The following is a 25402-nucleotide window of genomic DNA, read 5'->3' as shown; positions in this document are numbered from 1 at the left end:
TCAAGGCTTCTTGAGAAATAAATAGCGGTTCAAAATAAATAACACAAAATAGAAATAAGTAGATATGTACGATTGTATCGTTGTCGGTGCTGGGCCCGCAGGAACAACTGCTGCTTATAATTTAGCCAAACAAGGAAAATCAGTTGTCGTAATTGATAAAGATAGTTTTCCCCGTCATAAACCTTGTGGTGGTGGAGTTTCTCCTGCGATCGCAAAATGGTTTGACTGTGATTTTTCTCCTGTGATTAAAAACACGGTTTCTCAGGTGAAATATACCTGGAAATTTGAAGATCCTGTAGAAATCGAATTAAAAGATATTACTCCCATGTGGATGGTGCGTCGTGATGAGTTTGATAATTTTCTCCTCGAACAAGCGATCGCCAAAGGAGCAGAATTTAAGGGAAGTACTACTGTTACAGGGATTAATCTTGAGGGTGAAACTTGGAAAATCAGCACCAATAATGGTGACTTAGAAACTGCTTATTTAATTGCTGCCGATGGTGCTAGCGGACCAATGGCGAGTTGGTTGGGTTTTAGTACCGCACAAAAAGTTATGGCTGCTAATTTAGAAGTATCCGCAGAGGTATCTGAACGCCGTCAGAGTCTTGCTTATTTCGATTTTGGCTCATTAAAAAATGGCTTTATGTGGGTTTTTCCGAAAACTGATGGTTACTCTTTTAGTGCTGCGTTTGTCAGAGATAAAAAAGGAAACCCTCAAGAATTGAAACAGCAACTAACTAACTTTGCTCAAAAATTTGACGTTGATTTGAGCAGTAGCCAGTACACAGAATATCCTATGAATTTGTGGCAAGAAGACCGTTCTTTGCATACAAATTGTGCTGTAATTGCGGGAGAAGCTGCGGGAATTGTCGATCCACTAATTGGAGAAGGAATTCGTCCTGCTATCTTTACGGGGATGAAAGCAGCCGAAGCAGTTACTCAAGCTTTGGCAGGAGATAGTAGTGCTTTAGGCAATTATAGTGAGGTTATCAACCAAGAATGGGGTTCTGATTTAGCCAAAGCAAACAATGTGGCGGGAATGTTTTATAAATTTCCCAAAATTGCTTACAAAATTGGAGTTAAACAACCTACAGCAGGACAAACAATCGGGAAAATTCTTTGCGGAGAGTTAAGATACTCGGATATTGCAGAGAAGATTAGTAAAAAACTCAAGGGTAGTTTTATTCCTGGTTTTGGGAAGTAGACTAGACACTAGGTAATGCTTACTGGGTACTGGGGATTGATGACTGGGGAATAGGAATATAACTAAATAACTGTTACCTAATCCCTAACGGTGCGCCTTCCTTCGCGCCGTAATCTCTTGAAAAATCATAATCTCCTGATTTCAACAAAATGATTTGACGGGGCGTAAAGGGTTTTGATATCTCCTCAAAACACAGCCGTTCATAAGAGTCGTGAAACCTCAGTACCCCTCACTTCCAAATTAGATGCGATTGAGATGCGATTTATAAATTTAATTGTTTTTTGAGAGTTTCAATAGATTTGTTATTGATATAGTTATCAGCGCGAATAATATCAGGAATACGAATTAAATCGTGCCTGAGATGAGCAAGCATATCTTGTACTACATCGTAGCTAGGAGGACCAACTAAGATAGTATGAGCAGTACGCACCACTGCCATGAGTTTTTTGGGATCGCTGGGAGAAGCAGTTAGAACTAATAAATCATCGCCTCTTTGACTGTGTGCAATACTGGCAGCACCTTCTAAAAAATTTTCACTCAAACTGATAATTCCTAAGCAAGCTTGAGATGGTAGATTTTTAATAATTTCCAACTCTTTACCATAGTCATAAATATCAACAGTGATTACACGAAAAGAATTGGGTGGTATAACATCAAGAACGTCTTTGAGAAAGTAACGATTAGTTACTAAAGTCCCAAAATTTTTTTCTTCTAAAAGTTGTGTTAATTCTTCTATTGGAACTAATTGAATGGGAATTTCTAAAACTTCTGATAAGTCTAATTCCATTACTTTTCCTGTAGTTAAGTGTTTCTTAGGTACAGTAATGAGAACTTGCTTATTGCACTGAATACGCCAATCAATTTCTTCAAAAAAGAAATCGCGAATTTGAGATAGTTTAAAACCCAAGTCTAATAAACTATCAATACTGGCTTGCACTGTATGGCTGGGATCGACTCCAGTAGAATCATTAGTACTTTTGGTTTTTCTGGATTGATTTTTGACATAGATACCTGAGCCAGCAATGGATTCGACTAATCCTGTTTCTTCGAGATTTTGATACACTTTGCTGATAGTATTACGGTGTAACCCTGTAATCATAGCTAGTTGTCTAGTACTAGGAAGCCGATGTTCGGGGGGATATTGACCAGATGCGATCGCAAATTGAATCTGATCGAATAGTTGTTTAGAAGCGGGGATATCGCTGTCTGACTGAATCTGAAAATTCAGCATAGCTTTTTACCAGAGACAAAATTTTTTTAATCTAGCTATTGTAAAGGCAAAACCAAAACATTGCCATCAATCATTCATAATTTTTTACCTAACAAGCTAATCTTCGACAGCTGATTAATCATTACTGATTGCTAATTACTGTTCAATTTCCACGACTACAGGAGCGTGATCGCTAGGTTTTTCTAGTTTTCTGGGTTCAATATCAATCCAGCATTTTGTAGCCTGCTCATAAAGCTTAGGGGTTAAATAGTGATGATCGATGCGCCAACCACGATTACGTTGAAAACCAGCAGCACGATAGTCCCACCAGCTATAATGCCCTTCTTCTGTGGTAAATTTGCGAAAAGCATCTTGTAAACCCACTGTTAAAACGTCTTGTAAAACTTCTCTTTCTACAGGAGAAGACATAATATGTTTTGCTTTATTTTTAGAATTATAGATATCTTTATCTTCTAAAGCAATATTAAAATCACCACAAATACAAATTTCTGTTGACTGATTTTCTTTCAAATTTTGCAGATATTGTTTGAGTAGTGCTAGCCAGCCTAATTTATATTCATATTTTTCACTGCCAATTGCAGAGCCATTAGGAACATAAAGATTAACTACCCGAATGTTATCAATAACACCAGAAATAACGCGCTTTTGTTCGTCAAAGTCTCTTACAAGATTATCTCCTAAAATAGGACTAAATCCAAAGATGATATCGGTTACAGGCTCTTTACTAAATATAGCCACACCGTTATAAGATTTTTGTCCAGAGATATAGACGTGATAACCTAATGATTCAAAAGGCGCGAGAGGAAACTGTTCATCTCTGACTTTAGTTTCTTGTAAACACAACACATCTACGGGATTTTGTTTTAGCCAATCAGTTACAATTTGTTGACGAGTTCTAATTGAATTAACGTTCCAAGTTGCAATTTGCATTAATAGTAATCACCTAAAAATAAGATGAATTCTCAACAATCAATTATTCAAGTGTTTGTCTATGGGACACTTAAGCCAGGAGAATCCAATTATGAAACTTATTGCCAAGGAAAAACTATAGCAGAAATTCCAGCCTATACGAGAGGTCAACTTTATCAATTATTTCCAGGCTACCCTGCAATAACAAAAGGAAATAATAAAGTAGAAGGCTATTTATTGTCTTTCAGCAGCAGCAAGATCTTGTTTAGTTTAGATTGCTTAGAAGGCTATAGCGAAACCAGAGCATTTGATTTTAATGATTACTATCGCCAACAAGTAACAATTTAGGTAATTTCTACAAAAGAAAGTACCAAACATTAGTATCAAATAACTTACTGCTCTGTGGATTTACTGGTATATTTATTTCGGTAAATCACCTTACAGCTTATATGATAAATTTTTAGGTACAGCTTGGTGCTATCTCATGACTCAAGAAAAGGTCAGTGAATTTCAAGGCCAACTTTTAAACTATAGTAGCTGGCATTCTCCATCGTATCCAGAGTAATATTCCCGTCGCTTCTTGTAATAAATCAATTAGACTAAAATTGCTGAATCAACAAAAAAGAACTTGAAAAGCTGGGAAATGGCGATCTCTTCGAGATCGCTATCAAGAAAAATATAGATCGTAAAACCAAAACCACTAATCGAAAAGCCCGAAAATGTTCAATATAATTATTGTTCAATTATTCACAATCATTCATTAAACTGTACTCTAACTTCAAGTTAACCCTAAATCAAACATGGATTTATCCAATAACAATACTGCCAAAAACCTCGAAGCTGCTTTTGGTGGAGAATCAATGGCAAACCGCAAGTATTTATTCTTTGCCGCAGTTACCCAAAAATTAGGCATGAAAGAACTTTCCAAGCTCTTTAAAGAAACTGCCAACCAAGAAACCGAACACGCTTTTGCCCATTTTCGCTTGATGCATCCTGAATTAGCAGTGGATAACGCTGAATCTTTAACCGAAGAACAGAAAAATGCGATCGCATCTCGTTGTTTAGAATTGGCAATTGAAGGGGAAACCTATGAATACACTACCATGTATCCCGAATTCGCCGAAGCTGCTAAAAAAGACCGTGATAGCGATGCTGTAGCAGAATTTGAGGCACAAACCGCAGAATCTATGGAACACGCCCAAGATTTTCGTAAAGCTGCCCATAACTTTGGTTTACTCACTAGCATTGAACAACATCATGCAAGACAATACACCGATGCACTCAGCACTTTAGATGGCAAAACTATAGTCAAAAAAGCCCCTAGCGATCAGCCTGCTACTCAAAAATGGATTTGTCGTCAGTGTTCGATGATTTACGATCCAGTGATGGGCGATCCCGAATCTGGGATAGCTCCTGGTACTCCTTTTGCCGAAATCCCCGATGATTGGAATTGTCCTATCTGTGGAGCGCAGAAAAAACTCTTTGTTCCCTATGAAGAACCTGCTGCTGCCTAAATTTGTGAGTTTTACGTGTCTGTCTTGAGAAGTAATTTAACAACTAAAGAAAGCAGCAATACTTTTCTTTGGGGTTGAATATTGTAATGAAGATAGAGTGGGCAGCGGGGACAACATTTTTTAATAACTTCACCAAAGCCCGCTCTTTAAAATAGCGATCGCTGAAAATAGACAAAAATGATTGCAGTTAATTTAAGAGCTAACTTAGCCAAAGAAAAAATACGAGTTTTAGCCAGTGGAACACCTTATATAAAAAGCGAATATGTAAAACCCATTCATCGCATTTGTTGTCAGTATTTGTTCCTGAAATGCAACTGGACACTAACAATCCACAACCAACATTTTCTGACGTTGTCCATAATTGCTCGTCGATTAGAAACTAAACTATATTCTCTTTTGTTATTTTGGTTCAGAAACCGCAGCTTTCGGAATGACTACCGCAGGTTTATTTAGGCTAATTGCTACCATCATCGGTTGAGGTTGGTTGTTTTGAGGAGAGTTTTCCGCCATTCTCAAACTAGTAGGAGAGAGAGGGTTAGGTACAATGCCCGAAATTGCGCCAATTATCGTAGCAGCGATCGCGCTCCCCCAAATAATAGCTCTTTTCTGGTTAGAACGGCGATCTATACGATTAAATACCTGCTCCGATAAAATTTCTGCGGATACTTTTTCTTGGGTAGGAGCTGTTAAATTTTGCATTCCCCCCTGTAACTTAACTAACTGGAGATAAGTCTGCTTAATTTCAGGATCGTTATCTAACCAATGCTGCACCTGTTTACGTTCGGCAATAGTAGCTTCGCCGTCGATATAGGCACTTAAGAGTTCAAAATAATCGAATTCAGCATCCTCTAATTCAGAAGATGGGGCAACATATTCAGAAAAATCATCATAGTTTGATGTCATTATCGTACTACCGTTGGTTTAGAACCAAATAAAATATTCAAAATTAGAAAATAAAAGCTAAAAATACCTATCGCAAGATAGTAAGCAAACTCAAGTTATTGATTTACCTATTACTAACTTACTCCTCTTCAAGATAGTTTTGCAAGATCGATTGTAATTTTAATCTTGCTCTTGCAATACGAGATTTAACCGTTCCTAAAGATACTCCTGTAATTTCCGCAATCTCTTCGTAAGGAAGACCTTGAATTTCTCGTAGGACAATAGTAGTACGAAAAGATTCAGGCAGTTCAGCGACCGCTTTTTGCAATTGGTCGTAAAATTCTTTAGTAGCTAAATTATCTGTGGGGCTAGGCATATCAGAAGGTAATTCCCAAGACATTTCCCCATCACTCACTCTCACAGGAGCATCTAGAGATAATGGCTGTGCATTACGCTTTCGTTTACGTAGCTCATCATAAAACAGATTAGTCGCAATGCGACTGAGCCAACCACGAAACTTGGCTGGTTCTTGAAGACGCTTGATGTTGCGGTAGACTCTAATCCAAACTTCCTGAGCGAGATCGGCTCTTTCTTGCCAATCTGGAGCAAGATGATAAAAAAGTCTATTAACATGAGATTCGTACCGACGTAACAATTCAGAAAAGGCAACACGATCTGGTTGACTTCCTTGTTGACAGCGCACGATTAAATCGTAGTTAGAAAGTTTTTCGGCAGACACTAATTTTTCTTTAGTACCTTTGTTGTTAGTACTATCGACCTTAACTCTTGACCATGATACAGGAATAGACTGACTCATGAACTTCTCCGCAACAAAATTGATATTTCCTAAGATTGAAGACTGGGAAAAAATCGACAAAGTTCCTGAAAGAGAATTTTTTGGTTGATGCAATCGATAAACTTGAGATACAAGTTAGAAAAACTCACGTTTTAGCGGTGCAGAAATAAGACTAAATTTAAACCGAAGCATTATTTTGCTCATAATCAGGAGCATAGTCTTTTAACAAACTACTAAGTTGATTAGCAACGCTGGAATCTCCTGATTTGCGAATTGCCTGTCTTTCGGGATAGAATTCAGGTCGGTCTAGATAACGAGCGATCGCTTCATTGACTTGTCGATCGATTAATTCTTGTAGCTCTTCTTTGGCTCTTTGGCGTTGATAATTTGCACCTTCTTCTGTAGTAGCGTAAAGAGGAGGTAAGCGGTTTAATGCGTAGGCTGCAATATCTCCTACATCAAGAGAAGAGTCACTGGTTTGCTCAATTTCTGCCACTCTGGTAATCGCCTCGCTCAGAACTAATTCTTCCATCACGTTAATAAACTGTTTACGAGGGACAGCTACAACCTCTCCAGTCAATAAAGAACCCATTAACTTATCTAAAGCCATGTATTCTTCTACAGATAGCTCGGCTGCGGTGTCACAAATTCTGCCTACCTCCGCTTCCATGCTAGGAGTAAGATATCCATCGTGTAATGCCTGTTCGACAATTTCTTTAATGCTCATATCTATCTATCAGGTTAAAAATAAAATTAACTTAGCTTCCCGACCTATCTTAATCTCTCTTTTAACAGATTGAAAAGAATCGGACTTTATCCATTATGGTAATTAAAATTTTAAAGGAGAAAATAAGCAGTAAGGTATAGGTCAATTATAAGGATGAGGGATGAGGGATGAGTACTGAGGAAGGGTCACAGACGATAAAAAAATAGAGGATTTGTCCTAACGGGACTTAAACAAAAATTATGCCCAAACAAAGCCTAAACTCGCTTTATAAGCTATGAACACTTCCCTATTTTTGTTTAACCAATCTACAAAACGAAAAGACATAGCTGTACGAAAAGCCGTCTTAGCTTCAGGAAAGGTCTCTAAAGATTTCGACGCCCAACGCCTTCTTAAACCTCCAGTAAGCTTATGCCAAAGAATAAAAGTATAAGCGCAAAACACTAGAATAAAATGTCGTTTTAAACTTCTTTTGCCTCTAACTTGATATTCCTTTAATCCCAACCAGCCTTTTACTTCTCTATAAAATACTTCTACCCAATTTCTTTGAGAATAAGTTGAAACTATCCATTCTGGAGTTACAATATTTGGGTCTCCATTTGTGATAAAATAATCAATATCTGTAGCCTGAGAAAAAGTATTGGCATTCATAACGATAGTAACAATTCTTTTTTCTTTGAAGGTAGTAATTTCAACTTCTAATGTTGTTACCCAAACTTTTTTTTGTTTGCCTAAATTTAGATTAACTTCTGTAAAAGTATCTTTTGATAAGCTTTCTGCTAACTCATCTATTCGCATAGATGCAATATTATCTTCTTTATTAATATTTATTTTTCTGTTTTTAGCTATCCCCCCTAAGTAGTTTAATTTTCTTTTTTCTAGTTCAGTTAAAAAAGTCGTATTATTTCCATATCCTGAATCTATTAATACTATCCCTGGTCTATATCCTCTCTTTAAACTTTTATCTATTAATTCTAAAGCTAACTCTGGTTTTTTCTTAAATAATGGGTCTGCTTGCTCCGTCTTTACGCTGAGGAAACCTCAGCGCAGGCGGTACGCTTTTTTTCCTTCTGGTAATGAATTCCTGTGTTGATATAACTCTATATCTAAAGGTCAACTTTTTTTACCGTCATATAAATGAGTTGTTACCACCACATTACCATTATCTGTTTTCCCAATTTCTCCAATATACTGTCGTCCCACTCCCGCCGTAAAATTACCACTTTTCCTATGTCCTGAATCGTCAATAATTAGGCTGAATCCTCTACTAATCCTAGTTTGACTACATTTATTCATTACTTCTAGTCGGCGATTGTTTATTTCATCTACCGACCAAGTTGCTTCAGTTATAAAGTGGTGTAATTTGTGGTAAGTCACTCCTACATTATCAGAAGCCATCTGATATATGTTTTTTCGCTCACTTTCTCCCAATAATCCCCCTAAATAGTTTTTGAACTCCCTTTTTTGCGCTTTAGTCCTAAGTAAATCATCAAACTTTTTACACCATCTATCAAAGCAAGGGGGCATCGCTGCGGGAGTTGTTTCTTTCCTGACCGCGATCGCTAAAGTGGGCAACGTGAAAGCTAACTTTTATAGACATTGTACCTGATTTTTACTTATAGGCTTGTTTAAGTCCCGCTAATCAATTTGAAGATATAAAGATTACTTCCCCATACCCATCCTTTTGTTGTGAATCACCATCAATATTTATTCAATGGAATTAAATCGCCAGGGAACAGGATCGACCGCTACACCGTGAACATATAAACCCCAGTGTAAATGAGGTCCTGTAGATGCTCCTGTAGAGCCACTAGAGCCAATTCTTTGACCAGGTCGCACCAGCTCCCCTTCTTGAACGTTAATATCTTGTAGATGCATAAAAATACTTACTACTCCTTGACCATGATCTATTCCCACTAAGTTACCGTGGACATGAAAACCATTAGCTTCTCTTCCCACTAAACTTACTTTTCCTGCTGCGGGAGCAACAATGGGAGAGCCATAACCGCCAGCATAGTCAACACCTTTGTGATAGTAATCGTCAGCAAATACTCCGTTATAGTAACGACGTACCCCATAAACAGTAGAAACTCGGTTACTATTAGGACGCACAAAAGAGCCATTCCAATATTTAGTAGGAGTTACTAATTTTTTAAATTCTGCTACTTTACTTAGTTCTAATTCGGTAGCTGGTCGATTAGCGTTTCCTGATAAAGTAATGCGTTGAGTAGGAAAAGAGCGATTTTTTAACCACACACCTAAGTTTTTGCTTGTACCATCTCCTGTCACTTGAAGAGTTGATTTTCCCGATGCATCCAAAGGAGAAGTGGGTAATAATGCCCTATAGCCATTGTTAACAGGAAATACTGGATAGTTAGTTTGCCCAAAAGTAACTGTGGGTGGTTGATTGGGGTTATCTGTGGTGATAAATACAGAAATTGTATCTCCTTGTTGGGGATTTGTGGGAGAAATTTCTACTTCCAAGGCTTTGACCGATGTAGGAAGGGACAAAAGTAATGTGGTGAGAGCGATTTTTAACTGAGAGCCTAATTTGTTGCGCATAGATAGTGTTTAACGGGTAATAGGGAATAAGTAAGTTTTTCTGCTTACCTAATCAGGTTTCAAGTTTCCAAAATGAATGTTACTTATGTAATGACTCTGATAGTGTACTGTCTAAAAAAGTTTCTGATTACAATTTTTCACCACCTCAATTAAATTAAACATAAATTGAATTTTTCAAATTATCTGTATAATAGCGATCGCTATTATTGGTATTCATTTGCTAATTTTAAAGAAAAACAATACTAAATCAAGCCGTATTTACGAAGTCAGAGGAAGCCCCGTCTTTTCAAGGCGGGGTCTCTCTGACTAGATCGATTATGGGACTTGGTTTAATTAATCAAATGACTTTAATTGACTTCTTGTTTAGCTCGAATGTCCAGGGGAATTTCTTGATGATCTTGTGACGCACCCCAAAACTGCTCTAAAGTTAAACCATTTTTAACTCTATGGTCATGAAACCAGAAATTTTTCCATTCATGTAACAAGACTCGCCAACCCATACGAGAAAACCAATTCATGCCATGTCGAGCAGCCCGATCTGGCTGAAATAGCGATCGCCATAAAGCTTTAGGTCTTCCCTGCAATACAAGCTCAATGAACTTCACCCAGAGGAAAATGCGCCACGGTGCCATATTAATGGTTTCTAATACCTGATGTTTATAATCCCATTTACGCCGATCTAGTTGGATAACACGTCTTTGACTCGCAAGACGATAATATCCTGTCCATCGGTGGGGTGTGACATATAAAGTCATAATTTGATCGGGATCGTATAACAATAGTTGTCGTAGAGAGCGAATAAAATCTCGATCTGTCACATCTTCAAAATCAGTTACCCAGGTGGCTAAAGAGAGAATCCCATGCTGTCTTAGTAAGCGAATGGCTTCACGATCCGTCTTGGTTGCACCTCCTTTGCGGATTTTTTTCAGAGTAGCTTCATCGGTGTTTTCCATACCTAACAAAAATCTTTCTACACCAGCCTGACGATATAAGTGCAGAATATCCGCATCTCTCACAATATCATCGGCACGGGTTGAACCAATAATGGTGATATTAATATTTTCAGCAATGATGGCTTCACACAGTTCGCGCCAGATAGCCTTATTTACTGTGGGATTTTCATCAGCTAAATTGAATAATTCTACGCCATGAGTACGATGTAGCCAAGCAATCTCTTGAGCAAACTTTTGTGGATTACGATGTCGCCAACGCGCCCAAAAACCACGCTGACCGCAGTAATTACATAGGTGAGGACATCCACGGGAAAACTGCATAACTACGGCTCTTTTTCCTCCGTAGTAGCTATAGCGTTGATGATCGATTAGTTCCCAACCTACACGATAAGCATCAAGGTCTTGAATCATAGGTGCGGGAGGTGTTTCCACAATTTGATTTTGGCGACGAAAAGCAATCCCCTTCACGTTTTTAAGATCGTTCCCACTCTCAATCGCAGCAATTAGTTTAGGCGCGGTAGCTTCTCCTTCTCCACGAATAATGATATCTATCTGGGGTTCTTGGGTCAGTATGTCGTTAAAATGATAGGTAGGAAATACCCCGCCATAAATAATAATCAGATTTGGTAACTCTTTACGGAAGCGACGAGTAAGTTCAACCACAATAGGATGGGCTGATGTTGAACCAGAGTGACCTATCATCAGTATTTGTGGACGATGGGTAACTACTTGATTCACAATCTCATCATGGGAAAGTGGCTCTAATTCAGCATCCAACAGCTTGACATCATGTCCTGCATCTAATAATGAACCACCAACACATAAAAGTCCTAGAGGTGGCAATTGTTCTTTGGGAATACGACTACCGATTGCTGGATGGGGTGGATTTACAATTAGGATATCCATAATCTTTGCTACGGAAAAAAGCTATTTTTGGATAATCAATAGTAATCGTATTTTTTGATTTTTGCTAGAATTTCGCGATCGCGCAGCGCCTCGGCTCTGCCGAGTCCGCAATTTTAAACTTGTTTATTTAACAAAATAGTACAAAAATATTAGTTATGAATCTCAACGTCGCAATCCAAGGGCAAGGATATCCTATTCTTTGTTTACATGGTCATCCAGGCTCTAGCAAAACCATGTCTGTGTTTACTGATGTTTTATCCCAAAGCTATCAAACTATTGCACCCGATCTCAGGGGTTATGGTGAATCTCCTGCGAGGGGAAAGTTTCAAATGAGAGATCATTTAGACGATCTGCAACGGTTACTAGATAGATATCAAATAGAGCAATGTTTAGTCTTAGGTTGGTCTTTGGGGGGAATTTTAGGCTTAGAATTGACTTTACAAAACCCCGATCGCTTTAGTGGTTTAATAATGGTGGCATCGGCAGCTTATCCTTGGAGTAATCACCCTAAAACTTCTGCTATCGAGTTAATTAATACTGGTATCTCAGGAATTATCAATTACTTCAAACCTGGTTGGCAGTGGAACATTGATACTCTAGGTAAGCGATCGCTATTTAAATATTTAGTTTATCAGCAAACTAGCCAGGCTTATCAATATTTGGGAAAACAAGCTGTTCCTGCTTTTTTTAAGACTTCTTTGGCTGCAAACAAGGCTTTATCCGAGGAACTCAGTAACGGTTACAATCGTTTAAGCGATTTAGAGCAAATAGATATTCCCTGTTTGGTACTTGCGGGAGAATGCGATCGTCATATTACCGCTCAATCTAGTGCAAAAACCGCCAAGCATCTGAAAAATTGTCAGTATATCTGCTATCGGGATACGGCTCATTTATTCCCTTGGGAAATTCCTCAAATAGTTACTAAAGATATTCAGCACTGGTTGAACAATGTTGATTCGATACGCCCCAAAAATTAGATAGTTTGTTGACTTGGCGAGACAATATGGGGCTTATGAGGCGCAAGTTAAAGAGGTAATTCCAACGGAATCGCTCCCATAACACCTGTACGAAAATCCCGTAATAGTTGGCGAGCAACCCTTTCTTTATCACCCTTATAAGATTGCTCTGCTAAATCGTGGATATAGGCTTCCCCTGTAATATTTGCAGGATTGAGATGAAAACGAGCTTCTAAAACATCATCAAAGCCCAATTTTGAAAATAAATCTACCATTGCAGCAGCAATTAACTGATTGTCATAAGCAGCCTGTCCAATATCTTCACAAATAGCTAACTTAACTGCGTCTTGTTGGTTTTCAATCCGCCAAGGAATTACCCCAGGAGCGTCTAAAAGTTCAATTTCAGGAGAAATCCTTACCCATTGTAACTGACGGGTTACTCCTGCTCTGCGTTCGCTAACTACAACGTTTTTACCTACCAAACGGTTAATCAAAGCTGATTTTCCCACATTAGGAAAGCCAATTACCACCGCTCTTACCGGACGAGGACGCATTCCGCGATCGCGTCTCCGTTGATTCATTGCTGTACCTGCTTTTTGGGCTGCGATTTTTACTGCTTTGATTCCTTTACCTTGTTTAGCATTAGTAAAATAAGATGTTTGGGATTTTTCTTTAAACCAGTTGCGCCATTCCTGTTGTAAATCTTGTGGAATCATATCCATGCGATTGAGAACGATCGCTCTGGGTTTATCTGCGATCCATTGCTTTAGCTGTGGATGATGGGAAGCTAGAGGGATGCGAGAATCTCTAACCTCCAAAACAACATCGACTCTTTTTAGCTGCTCTTTCAGCTGTCTTTCAGCTTTAGCAATATGACCTGGATACCATTGGATAGGAGGAGAAGACATGACTATTTAAGGATAAACAATGAATGATGAACGATGATAAAAGAGAGATTAAGTAGCAAGCTATAAGTTACAAGTAGTCAGTGGCAAATAGCAAATAGCAAATAGCAATTCACAAATAAGCACTAACAATCAAAAACATTCTTCATTCTTCATTCTTGATGATTTAGCTGTTAATCTACCTTCCTTTGACTAACTATTAATAGCCCTAAATCTTAGCACTTTTCACTTAATGGTGTTTCATCACTGAAAGTTGCACCACAAAAATTAGCTTCTTCAAGATTAGTTGATTCTATTTTGGCTCCTACAAAATTGGCATTACTAAAATTAGTATCAGTAATAGAAACTTGTTCGAGTCTGGCTTCTCTGAGATTTGCACCAGTGAGATTAGCTTCAATCAAATTGGTTTTAAAATCTACTCCACTGTTAGATAAACCAAAGATAGGAACACCAATCAGATAATCTAAAGCAATCTCTCCCGCAGTATAGCCACTAGGGATATTTTTTAGTTTCACATTAGTATCTCTGAGGTTAGCACTTTGCAAATTTGCTTCTGTTAAATCTGCTCGATAAAAGTTAGCTCCTCTTAAATCTGCTGCTACAAGGTTGGCTTGTTGAAGATTAGCTTCTTGTAAAAATGCAGGAGCGCGTAAAGAAGCTTTTTCTAAGTCAGCTTGTCTTAAATCAGCACCATGTAAATTAGTTGCTTGTAAATTAGCAGCTTTGAGAGTAGCGTTATTTAATTGAGTTAAAACGAAGATCGCACCGCCCAATTCTGCGAGGTTAAGGTTTGCGCCTTCGAGATTTGCACCCATAAGATAAGAGTTTTTGAGATTAGCTCCTTCTAAATTTGCACCTGCAAAATTTGTACCTTCAAGATTAGCCTGTTCGAGATCGACACCAGAAAGATCGGCATTTTCTAAATTACAGCCAATACATTCTTTCGTTTCTATTAGTTGTTGTACTTGTGCTTTAGTATCGAGATTATTTTCTGTAATAGTTGCTTCTTGAGCTTGAGCCAACATATCAATACTGTCAGCGATGGTGTGATTGTAAAATTTTTCAGCGATCGCTTTTGACATTTCTTCGTTAGTCAGTACAATTAAAGTGTTTGAGCTATTTTTAGTTTCTGTTTTTGCATCTTCTAAGTAACTAATTTCCCAACGATAAACACCATTCCAAATTTGATTATTAGAAATAAAAATTCGCTCAAGAGGGATACTATATTCAACTGTTAGTCTTTGATCGTCTAACTGCTCTATTTTATCTCCTTGTTCTTGATAAAAAGTGAGGGTATCTTCGGTGAGCTTAATTTTACAAGCTGCATTTTTTTGAAAATCCCCCAAAAACACTTGACAGTTAGCTGCTTCTCCAGCGCGTTCTTTTAAAGGAATGGGAGCCTCAAAGTCTTTACATTTGCTATTGTGAGGAAATTTAGAGCAAAGAGTAAAAAGATCGACTTCCGCTTCTTGAGCAAAGATAGAAGGAGACAGAAAAGAACTTAGTACTAAAGTTGAGATAAAAAGAATTTTTTTCGTCATTCTATCAGGTATTTATTACTTAAAGAGTTTAGTAAAGTATATTATTAAAACTAGCTTTCAATCAAAAGATAGCTATCAAAACATCATAGATCAAGTTAAATTTGTGATAGCCAGTATATATCTTATCTCTTTGATAATTATTCTTATTTTTACTGCTCTTTTCAAATAAGTAGACCACTCAACATATCCAATTACTTAAGCAACAAGCGAGCTTAGAGGAGGGGCTGTCTCTTGGGGAGGTGGCGTATTCTGGGGTTTCCCCGTGACCATCGTGTGACCGCCGTGTTTCCCCAAGAGTTTACATTGTCCTCGAATGGGGATACGCCCCGTCTTAAAGCTTAGAGCTTGGAAGCTCCGAACCAACTAATTAAAAGCGGAACGGACATCTCACGGGCTTGAGGCAACCTTATGCGTAGCGGTATCCTTTAGGGCAAGCCACGTGTCCTCGTCTATCCAATCGAAAACGGCTGTAAATTAATGATTCATATGGTTAAACATAAAATATATGCAACTTGTGGCTTTTAGTCGCTCGTTTTCTAAGTAACGGTATGCAATCAAATCAAATAAAGATTATTTCAATGCTGCTGCTGCTTTTTCTAAAGCTTGACGATAGCTTTTGCCATATTTTTTGTGCAAATGATGATTAGGGTCGTTGGCAACAAACCATTCTGCTTGATAAAGTTCAAAGATGTCTACACCTTTGGCTAAACCAAAATCTAATAGAGGAGGTAAAGGGCCGACTCTGCCTTTTTCTGCGGGGTTGGATTGGGCTGCGGTTTGTACTTCTAGGGGTACTTTAGGGTCGTATTGAAGAAAAAGATCGCACCAGTCTGCATAACAATCTTTACCTTTATTGTATAAAGCGATCGCATTTTTAGTTAATCCCTGAGTACCAATTCCAAAACCTTTTTTCGCAGCATAAGCAGCCATCTCTTTAGCTATATCGTGAGATTTCCCGTAGTTATTGATAGTTACTAAGATAGTTTTTGGTGTTTCAATGGTGCTAAGAAAATCGAGAAAATCCAGACTATGGTTGCGCCATACTGTTTCACTCAAGTTAATTGGTGGTTGTTCCCATATTTGAGTACAGGGATTTTTAGCATAAGAAACCCCATTCCCAGGATAAGATTCTGCACCCACCCCAATACCAAAACGAAAATAACCCACCCAAGGTCGATCGCTAAATTCGGCGACTGCTGCTTTGATTACTTTACGATAGTGTTTTTGATAATCTTCATCCCAAAAAACAGGGGTTTGTGGTGGATTTGATTCACATTCTCCGCCTACTTTACACTGACAGCTTACGGTTTCTGTTTCTTCCAGTACGTAAGCAGGAGTTATCGATTGACCATTAATTTCTTGTTCTGCTTTTTGAGCTACTCCCCACAGAAGCAAGTTAACAGTTTTTCCTGCATCAATCCAAGGTTGTGCTTGCTGGTATACATAACTCCAATCATATTGCAAAGAAGCATTAACACCAAGGTCTACTGTTGACCAGGGAACTACTATATTAGTACCACTTACTGTAGGGTCGTTCAGGATAAATTTTTCAATTCTCGACCAATCTTGCGTAGGGAGATTAGCTGTATTGAGAAATAAACCTCTTGGTGAGGAGCCGACCCCGCCCGAAAAGGGCGGGGCTTGTGCGCTCCGTGGTTTATTGGGTGATGGATTGCTAATAGTAGTGGTTGTTGTAGGGATAGAAGAGAAATTACTTGGACTACAACTAATAGGTAAAGTACTCAAGACTAACAACATCAGCGTTAATATAAAAGTCGCTACTGGTGATAATAATTTCCGTCTCATCTAAAATGTAAGCAATTTTACTTAATTAGGGTTTGCTGAAAAAGTTTTCTGTGAGGATGGGTAATAGGTTTCAGCTTATAATATATTGGTTTTTGGGTTCTACATTCTTAATTCGACCAAGATTATGAAGAGAGAAGAGTCGATTTTTGAAGAATTAATTATTTCTTGGTAATAGCTGTTCTTGGAGTTGATTGAGGAAAATTTCTGCTCCTATAGGGCCTGGCATAGCGCGACAGAGATAAGCACTGGTAAAATATACACGATCGCTTTTACTGGCTAGTAGAGATTTGGCGATCGCATTACTATTCCACTGCTGTTTAATTGTTGATTCCTCATTTAAAATTTGATTGAAAACGAACCTAAAACTGTAAAAGGTTCTCCGCGATCGTTTCCTCTTTCTCTGACAGGAGTTGCACCTGCTATGTAGTCCACATCGAAAAGGTTTTTAAAATTAAGCCCTGCACGCCAATTGTTACGCTCGTAGAATACAGCAGCATTGGTAAGAAAGTAACTGTCTAACTTAAAGGAGTTCTCTAAATCCCCTTCTCGTTCTCCCACAAAGTTAAAACCCAGACCAAAGCCGAGTCCCTGGAGATTACCTTGTTGAAGTTGATAAGTTGTCCATAAACTAGCACTATTTTCGGGGGCGTTGAATAAGCGATTGCCCACCTCGATAACATTATCCTCTGAAACTTCAGCATCGATATAGGCATAGGAAGCAATAATATTCCATCCAGACATAATTTCTCCCGTTACATCTAGTTCGATACCTTGGCTTTCCTGTTCTCCTACGGCGACAAAAGCAAAAGGATCGTCAGGATCTTCACTAGCGACATTTTGCTTGGTTATATTAAAATAAGCCAAAGTCGCAAATATTTTGCCTTCTAACAATTCAGACTTAACTCCTATTTCAAATCCTTCTCCTTCTTCGGGTTCTAAAGGCTCTCCATCGCTGGTAGTTTCTGGAACGGGAGCAAACGATTGAGAATAGCTAGCATAAAGCGAAACTGATTCGATAGGTTTATAGACAACTCCCACGCGAGGAATAAAAGCATCATTATTATCGCTTATTTCTGTCTGCTCTAAATTATCAGTTACAATTTGCTCTACAGTTTCATAACGCAGCCCTGCTAACAAAAAGAAACGATCGGAAAAGGAAACTCGATCCTGTATAAAAACCCCCAGTCGTCTAGTTTCTCTTTCTCTATTTTCAATAAAAGGTAATTCATCAAAATCTGGTCTAGGGGAAGTTCCGTATACAGGATCAAAAAGATCGAGTTCTAGAGGATTTTCCAGATCTAATCGAGTCTGTTCGTTAAAATTATCTTCGGTTAAATTCAAATCTACACCGAATAAAACCTCATGATCTATATTTCCTGTAGCAAATTTACCCTCTGTACTGGTTTGTAAAGAATAACTTTCTCCTTCTTGGGGTTGGCTCCCAAAGAAACGGAAAACAGTGCCAGTTTCTTCATCAATTTCAAAAGGAAAAGCAATCTCTAACAGAGAATTTTGCTGGGTAAAGCGAAAAGCGTTACGTAATTTCCAATTGTCGTTAAAACGATGCTCTAAGTCGTAGCCAACGCTAATAAATTCTTCTTCACCAAAGTCGTCGGGTTCATTAGTAATGCGATCGAGGGGAACATCGGCAATCTCATCACCAATGGCAGGAACGCCAAAACTAGGGGGTCGATCTTCGTTAAAATATTCTAACTCAAAACTTAGGTCAGTGCGATCGCTAATTTTCCAAGTTACTACAGGCGAAATATAAAACCGCTCGATATTCTCATCAACATCTTGGATATCATCACTGCTACGATACAGTGCATTTAGCCGATAAAGTACCTTACCATCTTCAGTCAATGGCCCTGAAAAATCGATACTGGGACTAATAAAACTACGGTTGCCAAACTGTGTCTCAATTTGATAAAAAGGTTCGGCTGTGGGTTTCTTGGTAACCAGATTAATTAAACCTCCAGGTTCGATCTCACCGAATAAGACTGATGCTGGTCCTTTTAACACCTCAATTCGTTCTAAATTAGCCGTTTCTGGAACAACGTCCCCGCCAAATTGTCTAAAACCATTGCGAATAATTGGAGCTTCATCAAAACCACGAATATTAAATTCAAGAGCTCTGCCTAAGTCTGTTCCCCCAAAGGTGACACCGCTAACGTTACGCAGTGCTTCATCGAGGCGAATTACCTGTTGATCTTCTAGTACTTGCTGCGGAATTATCTGAACTGACTGGGGAGTATCAAGTATTGGTGTATCGGTTCGCGTAGCTGTAGTAGCTTCAGGAACGACATAATCATCATCTTCTGCTTCCCCTGTAGCAATAACTTCTATCTCTTCTTGATGCAGTCGCTCATGGGGCTTGTCCTCGAATGGGGAGAAACCCCCAAGACCACGCTGCATCGCTTCATCAGGTTCAGTTTGTGCTGTATTTCTTTCTGGAGTGACGTTGAAAACTAAATCTTGACTACTAGGAACTACTTCTGCCGATGGTGCATTTTTCTCTCCTTTAATAGTTATACGAACATTACTGTCATCAACTTGAGTTGCTGTGATTTCTGTAATTCCTGGTGCGGGGTTGGTTTCTCTAAAATTATTCTCACTGGCTAAATCTAGATCTGCATCTGTAAGGTCGATAACTAGATTGTTCCCTTCAGGCAAAATTAGAGGGACTAATTTTTGTCCAGAAGCCGTTTCTATAATTAACTGTAAACCATTGTTGGTCTTGTTAAGCCTGATATCTGTAACTTTGATATTAGTATTTTGAACTAATAAATCTGCTTTGTTTGCTTCTTGTTGGTTGATTAGATATTTTGGTTGCGCTAATGCTCTTTGAGAGCTAAAGAACAAGCTTAAAATAAATAAAAATATAAAATTTGACTTAATCTGGAGCAATTTTCGATCTCCTCGCCGATAATAATTAGTTGCTAAAAATTCGCATTTTTAACTATAAAGAGGAGTCTACGTATTTTCGCTCTTGTAAATCTACCCTAAGAGGACAAGTTTTGACCCCTAAAAGACAAAACTCAAAATTTATTAGGTTTCAATTCCTCAATTTACAGGCTTTTGGAGAGATGCCAAATTTTTGTTTAAAAGCTGCTGCAAAGTGACTAGAATTGGAATAACCTACCGCAGAAGCTACAGACAATACGCTTGATTTGCTCTCTAACAAAATGTTTCGTGCCATCTCCATACGATAGTTACGCAAATAAGAAAAAGGTGTTGTGCCAAATAACTCTCGAAAACCCTGCTTGAGTTTCATGTGATGAATTTCTACTTGCTGTGCCAAATTCATCAAAGTCGGTGGTTCGGCTAAATTATTAATTAAAATTTCCTTAGCTTGGTAAATTTTATCAATTTCACTCTTATTTAAACTAATAACTTTTTGTTTACTTGTTTCGTTTTCTAATAACTGTGCTAACTGTAAAACTAACAACTCTAATATTTTGCTTTCTAAATACATTCGCTGTAATATACCCTTATATGGTGTCGCCATAATTTGCCATAAAACAGTTTGCATTGCTGGTAAAATTTTGCCGATAGGCAAATGAAAGCAAGGAGATTTACCTTTTTCGATCAAAGGTTGTAACTTTATAGGAACTGATTCTAAATTGCTACAAAAATTTCTCAAGAAATCAATCTCTGCATAAATTGCAATGGAATTAACTGTCTCATTGGGAAAATATTGCTCAATCTCTCTAATATTTGGTAAATAAAATAAATAATTTTGTCCTTTCATTTCGGTATAATTTTCCGCAACACCTTTAACTTTGGAGCAAATGACACCATGATAACCAGAAATATAAAATTTGGATGCAATTAAGTTGAAATTATCGTGATTAACTTCACAATTAATCGGGCTAAAACAGGTAGCCTTAGTAATTTTTAAAGACAGTCCTGGGCTAAGTTCTGCCTCTTTAATACTGCATTGATATAGGCTATGTTGCAGGGTTTCAATTTGGTCAAAACCATCAACCTTATAAATTACTTCTCTTGTTCCTCCAGTACTTAAAGTCTGTTCTAATAATTGTTCTTCCGTAAATATTTTCATCTTTTGACTACTAAAGAAAAATTCTGCTCTTAACTATAGGTTATTGGTTATCTAATTTATCGCTCTATGAACAATAAATGTTTTAATTAAATAAAAATTATAGTCAACAATTTCTGAAAGGGGAAAGATTAAACTAGGTCGAAGAGTCGCAGAAGCGATTAGACTGCAAAACTATACATGAAATAGAATCTAGTTATTCGCTAAGGAATAAGAATTTAATAAAATCCCAAATTAAAATATCGGTGCGTTACGCTTACCCTAACAACACCCTATCTAATCTGTAAGTTATTTAATTCACGATCCTAAGTAGATTAAAATATTTTATTTAAGTAACTTCTCAAAAAGCGATCGCTTTTTACCTGAAAGTTTCCAATACCTGAGATATCTCAAAATTTTATTTTTTCAAATTATTGCGATATATTATCACTTAACTATAAGATTGAGTTTTTAGATAACAATGCGATCGCGAGTTGGTAAATGACAATTTTAACAAGAGCCGAATTTGATAGGCAATGTGAGATAAGTTTGGAATTCGATAGGATTGACTACAATTTTCAGGGATTTGATGAAGTAAGAAGAAGTTTTACTCAATGGTCTGATGATAGCTACAAGTGGGCTGAATTTGCTTCTGGAGTTCACTTAGGTTTATTTGATGAAGCGATTTACCGCGATTATAGTATTAAAAATAAACATGATGAATTTCAGATGTTAGTGTCTAAATTTTATTTGTCGGGACATCATGCAGTAGTTTCTCCTGGTATTGAAAATGTTGAGGCAGAATATCTTGAAAAAGCAGGACAAAATTATTTATTTTATTTGCCAAATATCAAAGAGATCGAACAGTCTTTTGCAGGAACTTCTATGCAAGAAGTCAGAATTCATCTCGACCTAAATTTTCTCCGCAGCTTTGTTAGCAAACTAGACGATGTACCGCAACAGCTACGACCATTAATAGAACAAGATGATGCGCCTCGTTTTCATCGTTCTGTCGGCAAAGTAACACCAATGATGCGGACAATAATCAAACAAATGTGGCAACATCCCTATCAAAGTGCGATCAGGCGAAGCCTGCCACTTCGTGATCGCCCGTATCTATTTAGAAGGGAAAGCCTTGGAACTATTAGCAATGCAGCTTTCTCAATTAGCAGAATCAGAACTGTATAATGCTAAATCAGCACTCAAAACTAAGAATAGCGATCCCATATACGAAGCCAGAAAAATTCTGAGCGATCGCTCAGAAAATCCACCATCAATACTAGAATTAGCACAGCAAGTGGGAGTAAGAGATCGTACTTTACGCAATGGATTTCGCAAACTATTTGGCACAACAGTTATTGGCTATCTGAATCAACAGCGTATACAGCAAGCTGAAACAATCTTGCGGACAGGGAAACTCTCTGTAGCTGAGGTAGCAAATTTAGTTGGTTATTCCCATTTAGGTCACTTTGCTGCTGCTTTCAAACGTCAGGTTGGCATTACTCCCCGTGAGTGTTTGGCAGGGAAATTAGGAAGCGGAGTTCGCTGTGGGGGCAGAGGAGGAATTTAGGTAAAGCTAAGCCAGTTAAATACGTCTTCTACTGTAAGTTGCCAATTTTGTAGAACATTTAATACAGGTAAAATATCTTGCTTTTCTTTTACTTCTGGTAGTTGATTTGGTTGAAAGACTGTAATTGATTCATCATCAGCATCAACCAGATAGCCTAATTTTGTCCCGTTTTTGAGACAAAAGATAATTTTGCGAATAACCTTATTTGCGGATTGTTCTGGTGAGAGAATTTCGATTGTCCAATCTGGAGCTATTTCAAATCTATTAGCAATTTGACCATCTTTATCTAAAGGGATTCTTTGCCACTCAAATACAGCTATATCTGGAACTATAGATCGTCCTGCAAAAGTACAGCGCAGTTCTGTAAAAGCATAAGCTAATTTTTTGGCTTTTCCCGCTTGATTGATAGCAGACGCTAATTCAATTTGTAAAGTGCTATGTTTTCCCTCTGGCATTGGCTTTTGGTATATTTTTCCATCAATGTATTCACTTGCTGGTTTTGTTTCTGGTAATTTTAAAAATTCTTCTAGAGTGGTTGCTGAAGTTGTCTGCATAGATAATTTCATTGACTGTATTTCCTGGAAACTTCGTATTCTTAATTTTAAACCTGTCGAGTTTTCAAGCCATTCTCTATTTTCCGTTTTCGGATAAAGATCGCATTTCCGTTTTTGGATAGACATAGAACTGTTAACTTCTTTACACTACCTCTAATCAATTATTAAGAATTTTTCTAAATAAGGCGGTTATCCGCTTGGTCTGAGGAGTATAAATGAAAGCATTATTAGTATTGCTATTTCGTCTTTTATCTATCGCGGGATTATCAGGTGGTTTATTGGGGATAATGGTCTGTTCTGTTCAGGCAGAGGTGGTAGAGGCGAACGGTCGTTCACCCTTACAGATGAGTACGGCTTCGGATTTGATAGCTCAAGGGGTTACGAGAGTTACGGGAGTCACGGTTGACCAGACTGCTGAGGGGTTGGAGTTAATCTTAGAAACCGCAGCAGGGAGTGAAAGATTAGTCCCGTTGATTTTGCCAGTCGGTAACAATTTGGTAATCGATATTCTCGATGCAACCTTAGCATTCTCGATTAGGAATGGTGTAGAAGAACTTAATCCTACGCCAGGTATTACTAACGTTACGGTAAATAAAGTAAATGATAATAGTATTCGAGTCAGAATTACGGGGGAAAACCAAGTACTGAGCGCGGAGGTAGTTCCTAGCAGAGATGATTTAGTCTTGAGCGTTACTCCTGAAAGTGCTACTGCCAAAAGCGAACCCGATGAAGAAATAGAAGTTATAGCGACAGGTGAAGCAGAAGATGATGGTTACAATGTAACCGATAGCTCAGTAGGAACGCGCACCGATACACCGAGACAAGATGTACCCCAATCGATTCAAGTCATACCCCAAGAGGTTATTGAAGACCAGGGAGCATTCAATATCACCGAAGCATTAAGAAATGTTCCAGGTGCTGTACCTGCTGGTTCACCCCGCTCAGTATTTGATGTTCCAGTCATTCGCGGTTTTGGCGGTTTTTCGGCTACTAACGATCTCTTTCGTAGAAATGGTTTAAGAGATCCTCTGGGAACTTCTATTGGCGGTGATACAGCAAATGTAGAAAGAATTGAAGTTCTTAAAGGACCTGCTTCTGTTCTGTATGGTCAAGGTTCTGTTAGTGGCATTGTGAATATTGTTACCAAGCAACCCCTCAGTGAACCTTTTTATCAAGTAGAAGCCTCTATTGGTAATTACGATCTGTATCGGGGAACTCTCGATTTTTCAGGACCAATAAATGAAAGTGGTAACTTGCTATATCGCTTGAATATAGGAGCAGAGACGGCAGGAAACTTTGTTGATTTTTATGACCGCGATCTTTTTCAGATTGCTCCTGTTTTGACTTGGAAAATTGGTAAGAATACCGATCTAACTTTTCAGGCAGAATACTTAAGCCTTAATAATCCCAATTATTTTGGAATACCAGCCATCGGAACGGTGCTAGACAATCCTAACGGAGATATTCCTCTCGAATTCAACATTGCAGGAGAAGCAGACAGCGAAAAAGAAATTGACGTTTATCGGATTGGCTATAATTTAGAACACCGTTTCAGCGAAAATTGGCGCATCCGTAATGCGTTTGAGGCGGGATTCAGACAATCCTCAGAATTTAGTATCTCTGCAAGTAGTTTGCAACCAGATAACCGTACCCTAGAAAGAAGTTATTTCGATTCAAGAAACGGTTTTGACATCAATGCTTATACTCTAGACACATATACGGTAGGCAATTTCAATACAGGTGCCATCGAGCATGAGCTTGTGGCGGGAATTGAACTATCTAGAGTAGAAACGATTACCGAAGATAATGCTTCTGGATCGCTCAGTTCCATCGATTTGTTCGACCCAGATTTTAGTAATACAACCCTTGAACCACCCACTGATTTTTTTGACGACAAGGAAACTGTGGATGGATTGGGAATTTATCTTCAAGACCAAATTAGCTTTTTAGACAATTTTATCGTTGTTTTGGGTGGACGCTTTGATATTGCCAGCGTAAAAAATGAGGACTTTATTAATTCAACAACAGAATTTCAACAAAATGAAGCCTTCAGTCCCCGTATCGGTATTGTCTACAAACCAATTCCCGATATCTCTCTTTACGCTAGCTATAGCCTTTCTTTTCAACAAGAGACTGGTAGAACATTTGACAACAGTATATCCCTCTTTTGTCACTTTCCGAAACAGAGGAGTAGCAGAAACAGAGTTTATCCATCAGGCAAATAAAAAGAAAATTGATTCATTGCAGCAATCAATCGATGAAAACCAAGTAGTAAAGAACGGTTAGGAAAGATGTCTAACCAGGGAATAATAGCCCAAAATAAAATAGCAGGTTGAATAATTAAACGAAA

Annotated in this window: 20 protein-coding genes and 2 pseudogenes; 7 read left to right on the top strand and 15 right to left on the bottom strand. The window is 38.1% G+C overall.

Features of this window, described 5'->3' with window-relative positions:
* Nucleotides 1–64 precede the first annotated feature (64 nt).
* Nucleotides 65–1204 carry a geranylgeranyl reductase family protein gene (locus tag H1P_RS14805; protein WP_144868443.1) on the top strand — a complete coding sequence of 380 codons (1140 nt, stop codon included), beginning with the start codon at nucleotides 65–67 and terminating at the stop codon, nucleotides 1202–1204.
* Between the two features lie 262 nt (nucleotides 1205–1466).
* Here the strand turns inward: H1P_RS14805 and H1P_RS14800 are convergent, their stop codons facing one another.
* On the bottom strand, nucleotides 1467–2435 hold the full coding sequence (locus H1P_RS14800) for a GntR family transcriptional regulator (RefSeq protein ID WP_144868441.1): 969 nt from the start codon (nucleotides 2433–2435) through the stop codon (nucleotides 1467–1469).
* Between the two features lie 135 nt (nucleotides 2436–2570).
* Nucleotides 2571–3365 (bottom strand): exodeoxyribonuclease III, encoded by a 795-nt coding sequence (gene xth, locus H1P_RS14795; protein ID WP_144868439.1) that lies wholly within the window; start codon nucleotides 3363–3365, stop codon nucleotides 2571–2573.
* Nucleotides 3366–3389: 24 nt separating this feature from the next.
* Here xth and H1P_RS14790 point away from each other — a divergent pair, with 24 nt between their 5' ends.
* Complete coding sequence (locus tag H1P_RS14790) at nucleotides 3390–3692, top strand: gamma-glutamylcyclotransferase family protein (protein ID WP_144868437.1); 303 nt, start codon at nucleotides 3390–3392, stop codon at nucleotides 3690–3692.
* A 452-nt stretch (nucleotides 3693–4144) separates the two neighbouring features.
* Nucleotides 4145–4858 (top strand): rubrerythrin family protein, encoded by a 714-nt coding sequence (locus H1P_RS39390; protein WP_144868435.1) that lies wholly within the window; start codon nucleotides 4145–4147, stop codon nucleotides 4856–4858.
* 399 nt (nucleotides 4859–5257) lie between these two features.
* On the opposite strand, the gene H1P_RS14780 is transcribed toward H1P_RS39390, so the two are convergent.
* From H1P_RS14780 to bchE, 6 genes and pseudogenes are all read right to left on the bottom strand, one after another.
* Complete coding sequence (locus H1P_RS14780) at nucleotides 5258–5761, bottom strand: anti-sigma factor family protein (RefSeq protein ID WP_144868433.1); 504 nt, start codon at nucleotides 5759–5761, stop codon at nucleotides 5258–5260.
* A 118-nt stretch (nucleotides 5762–5879) separates the two neighbouring features.
* The gene (locus H1P_RS14775; RefSeq protein ID WP_144868431.1) at nucleotides 5880–6557 is read right to left on the bottom strand and encodes a sigma-70 family RNA polymerase sigma factor; all 678 of its coding nucleotides are present in this window, start codon (nucleotides 6555–6557) and stop codon (nucleotides 5880–5882) included.
* Between the two features lie 157 nt (nucleotides 6558–6714).
* On the bottom strand, nucleotides 6715–7263 hold the full coding sequence (locus tag H1P_RS14770) for a late competence development ComFB family protein (protein WP_144868429.1): 549 nt from the start codon (nucleotides 7261–7263) through the stop codon (nucleotides 6715–6717).
* A gap of 237 nt (nucleotides 7264–7500) precedes the next feature.
* Nucleotides 7501–8787 (bottom strand): annotated as a pseudogene (locus tag H1P_RS14765) (IS701 family transposase).
* Nucleotides 8788–8967: 180 nt separating this feature from the next.
* Nucleotides 8968–9822, bottom strand: a complete 855-nt coding sequence (locus H1P_RS14760) for a M23 family metallopeptidase (protein WP_144868427.1) — start codon at nucleotides 9820–9822, stop codon at nucleotides 8968–8970.
* Nucleotides 9823–10169: 347 nt separating this feature from the next.
* Nucleotides 10170–11681, bottom strand: coding sequence for a magnesium-protoporphyrin IX monomethyl ester anaerobic oxidative cyclase (gene bchE, locus H1P_RS14755; protein ID WP_144868425.1), 1512 nt, complete (start codon nucleotides 11679–11681; stop codon nucleotides 10170–10172).
* 155 nt (nucleotides 11682–11836) lie between these two features.
* Between bchE and H1P_RS14750 the strand changes: the two genes are divergently transcribed.
* Complete coding sequence (locus tag H1P_RS14750; RefSeq protein ID WP_144868423.1) at nucleotides 11837–12658, top strand: alpha/beta fold hydrolase; 822 nt, start codon at nucleotides 11837–11839, stop codon at nucleotides 12656–12658.
* A 47-nt stretch (nucleotides 12659–12705) separates the two neighbouring features.
* Here H1P_RS14750 and ylqF read toward each other — a convergent pair whose 3' ends face one another.
* The 5 genes from ylqF to H1P_RS14725 form a co-directional block, all read right to left on the bottom strand.
* The gene (ylqF, locus tag H1P_RS14745; RefSeq protein WP_144868421.1) at nucleotides 12706–13545 is read right to left on the bottom strand and encodes a ribosome biogenesis GTPase YlqF; all 840 of its coding nucleotides are present in this window, start codon (nucleotides 13543–13545) and stop codon (nucleotides 12706–12708) included.
* Nucleotides 13546–13757: 212 nt separating this feature from the next.
* A complete protein-coding gene (locus tag H1P_RS14740; RefSeq protein ID WP_144868420.1) occupies nucleotides 13758–15083 on the bottom strand; it encodes a pentapeptide repeat-containing protein in 1326 nt (441 codons plus the stop codon).
* A gap of 570 nt (nucleotides 15084–15653) precedes the next feature.
* Nucleotides 15654–16889: a hypothetical protein gene (locus tag H1P_RS14735; protein ID WP_144868418.1), complete on the bottom strand. Its 1236-nt coding sequence runs from the start codon at nucleotides 16887–16889 to the stop codon at nucleotides 15654–15656.
* Between the two features lie 336 nt (nucleotides 16890–17225).
* Nucleotides 17226–19751, bottom strand: coding sequence for a TonB-dependent siderophore receptor (locus H1P_RS14730; RefSeq protein ID WP_186375972.1), 2526 nt, complete (start codon nucleotides 19749–19751; stop codon nucleotides 17226–17228).
* A 193-nt stretch (nucleotides 19752–19944) separates the two neighbouring features.
* Nucleotides 19945–20952, bottom strand: a complete 1008-nt coding sequence (locus H1P_RS14725; RefSeq protein WP_144868414.1) for a helix-turn-helix transcriptional regulator — start codon at nucleotides 20950–20952, stop codon at nucleotides 19945–19947.
* 477 nt (nucleotides 20953–21429) lie between these two features.
* Here H1P_RS14725 and H1P_RS38280 point away from each other — a divergent pair, with 477 nt between their 5' ends.
* Both H1P_RS38280 and H1P_RS38275 read left to right on the top strand, forming a co-directional pair.
* On the top strand, nucleotides 21430–22116 hold the full coding sequence (locus H1P_RS38280; protein WP_144868412.1) for a hypothetical protein: 687 nt from the start codon (nucleotides 21430–21432) through the stop codon (nucleotides 22114–22116).
* Nucleotides 22079–22498 (top strand): helix-turn-helix transcriptional regulator, encoded by a 420-nt coding sequence (locus H1P_RS38275; protein WP_144868410.1) that lies wholly within the window; start codon nucleotides 22079–22081, stop codon nucleotides 22496–22498. The genes H1P_RS38280 and H1P_RS38275 overlap by 38 nt, the downstream gene beginning before the upstream one ends.
* Here H1P_RS38275 and H1P_RS14710 read toward each other — a convergent pair.
* A complete protein-coding gene (locus H1P_RS14710) occupies nucleotides 22495–23064 on the bottom strand; it encodes a Uma2 family endonuclease (protein ID WP_144868408.1) in 570 nt (189 codons plus the stop codon). The two genes, H1P_RS38275 and H1P_RS14710, sit on opposite strands and share 4 nt — an antisense overlap.
* A gap of 203 nt (nucleotides 23065–23267) precedes the next feature.
* Between H1P_RS14710 and H1P_RS14705 the strand changes: the two genes are divergently transcribed.
* Nucleotides 23268–25277, top strand: coding sequence for a TonB-dependent siderophore receptor (locus H1P_RS14705; protein WP_144868406.1), 2010 nt, complete (start codon nucleotides 23268–23270; stop codon nucleotides 25275–25277).
* Here the strand turns inward: H1P_RS14705 and H1P_RS39385 are convergent.
* A pseudogene (locus H1P_RS39385) lies at nucleotides 25259–25402 on the bottom strand (IS701 family transposase); the annotation flags it as partial. The gene H1P_RS14705 and the pseudogene H1P_RS39385 overlap by 19 nt on opposite strands.

Source organism: Hyella patelloides LEGE 07179, from assembly GCF_900659865.1.
Taxonomy (GTDB): domain Bacteria; phylum Cyanobacteriota; class Cyanobacteriia; order Cyanobacteriales; family Xenococcaceae; genus Hyella; species Hyella patelloides.
This window is presented reverse-complemented; position numbering and strand designations above follow the sequence as displayed.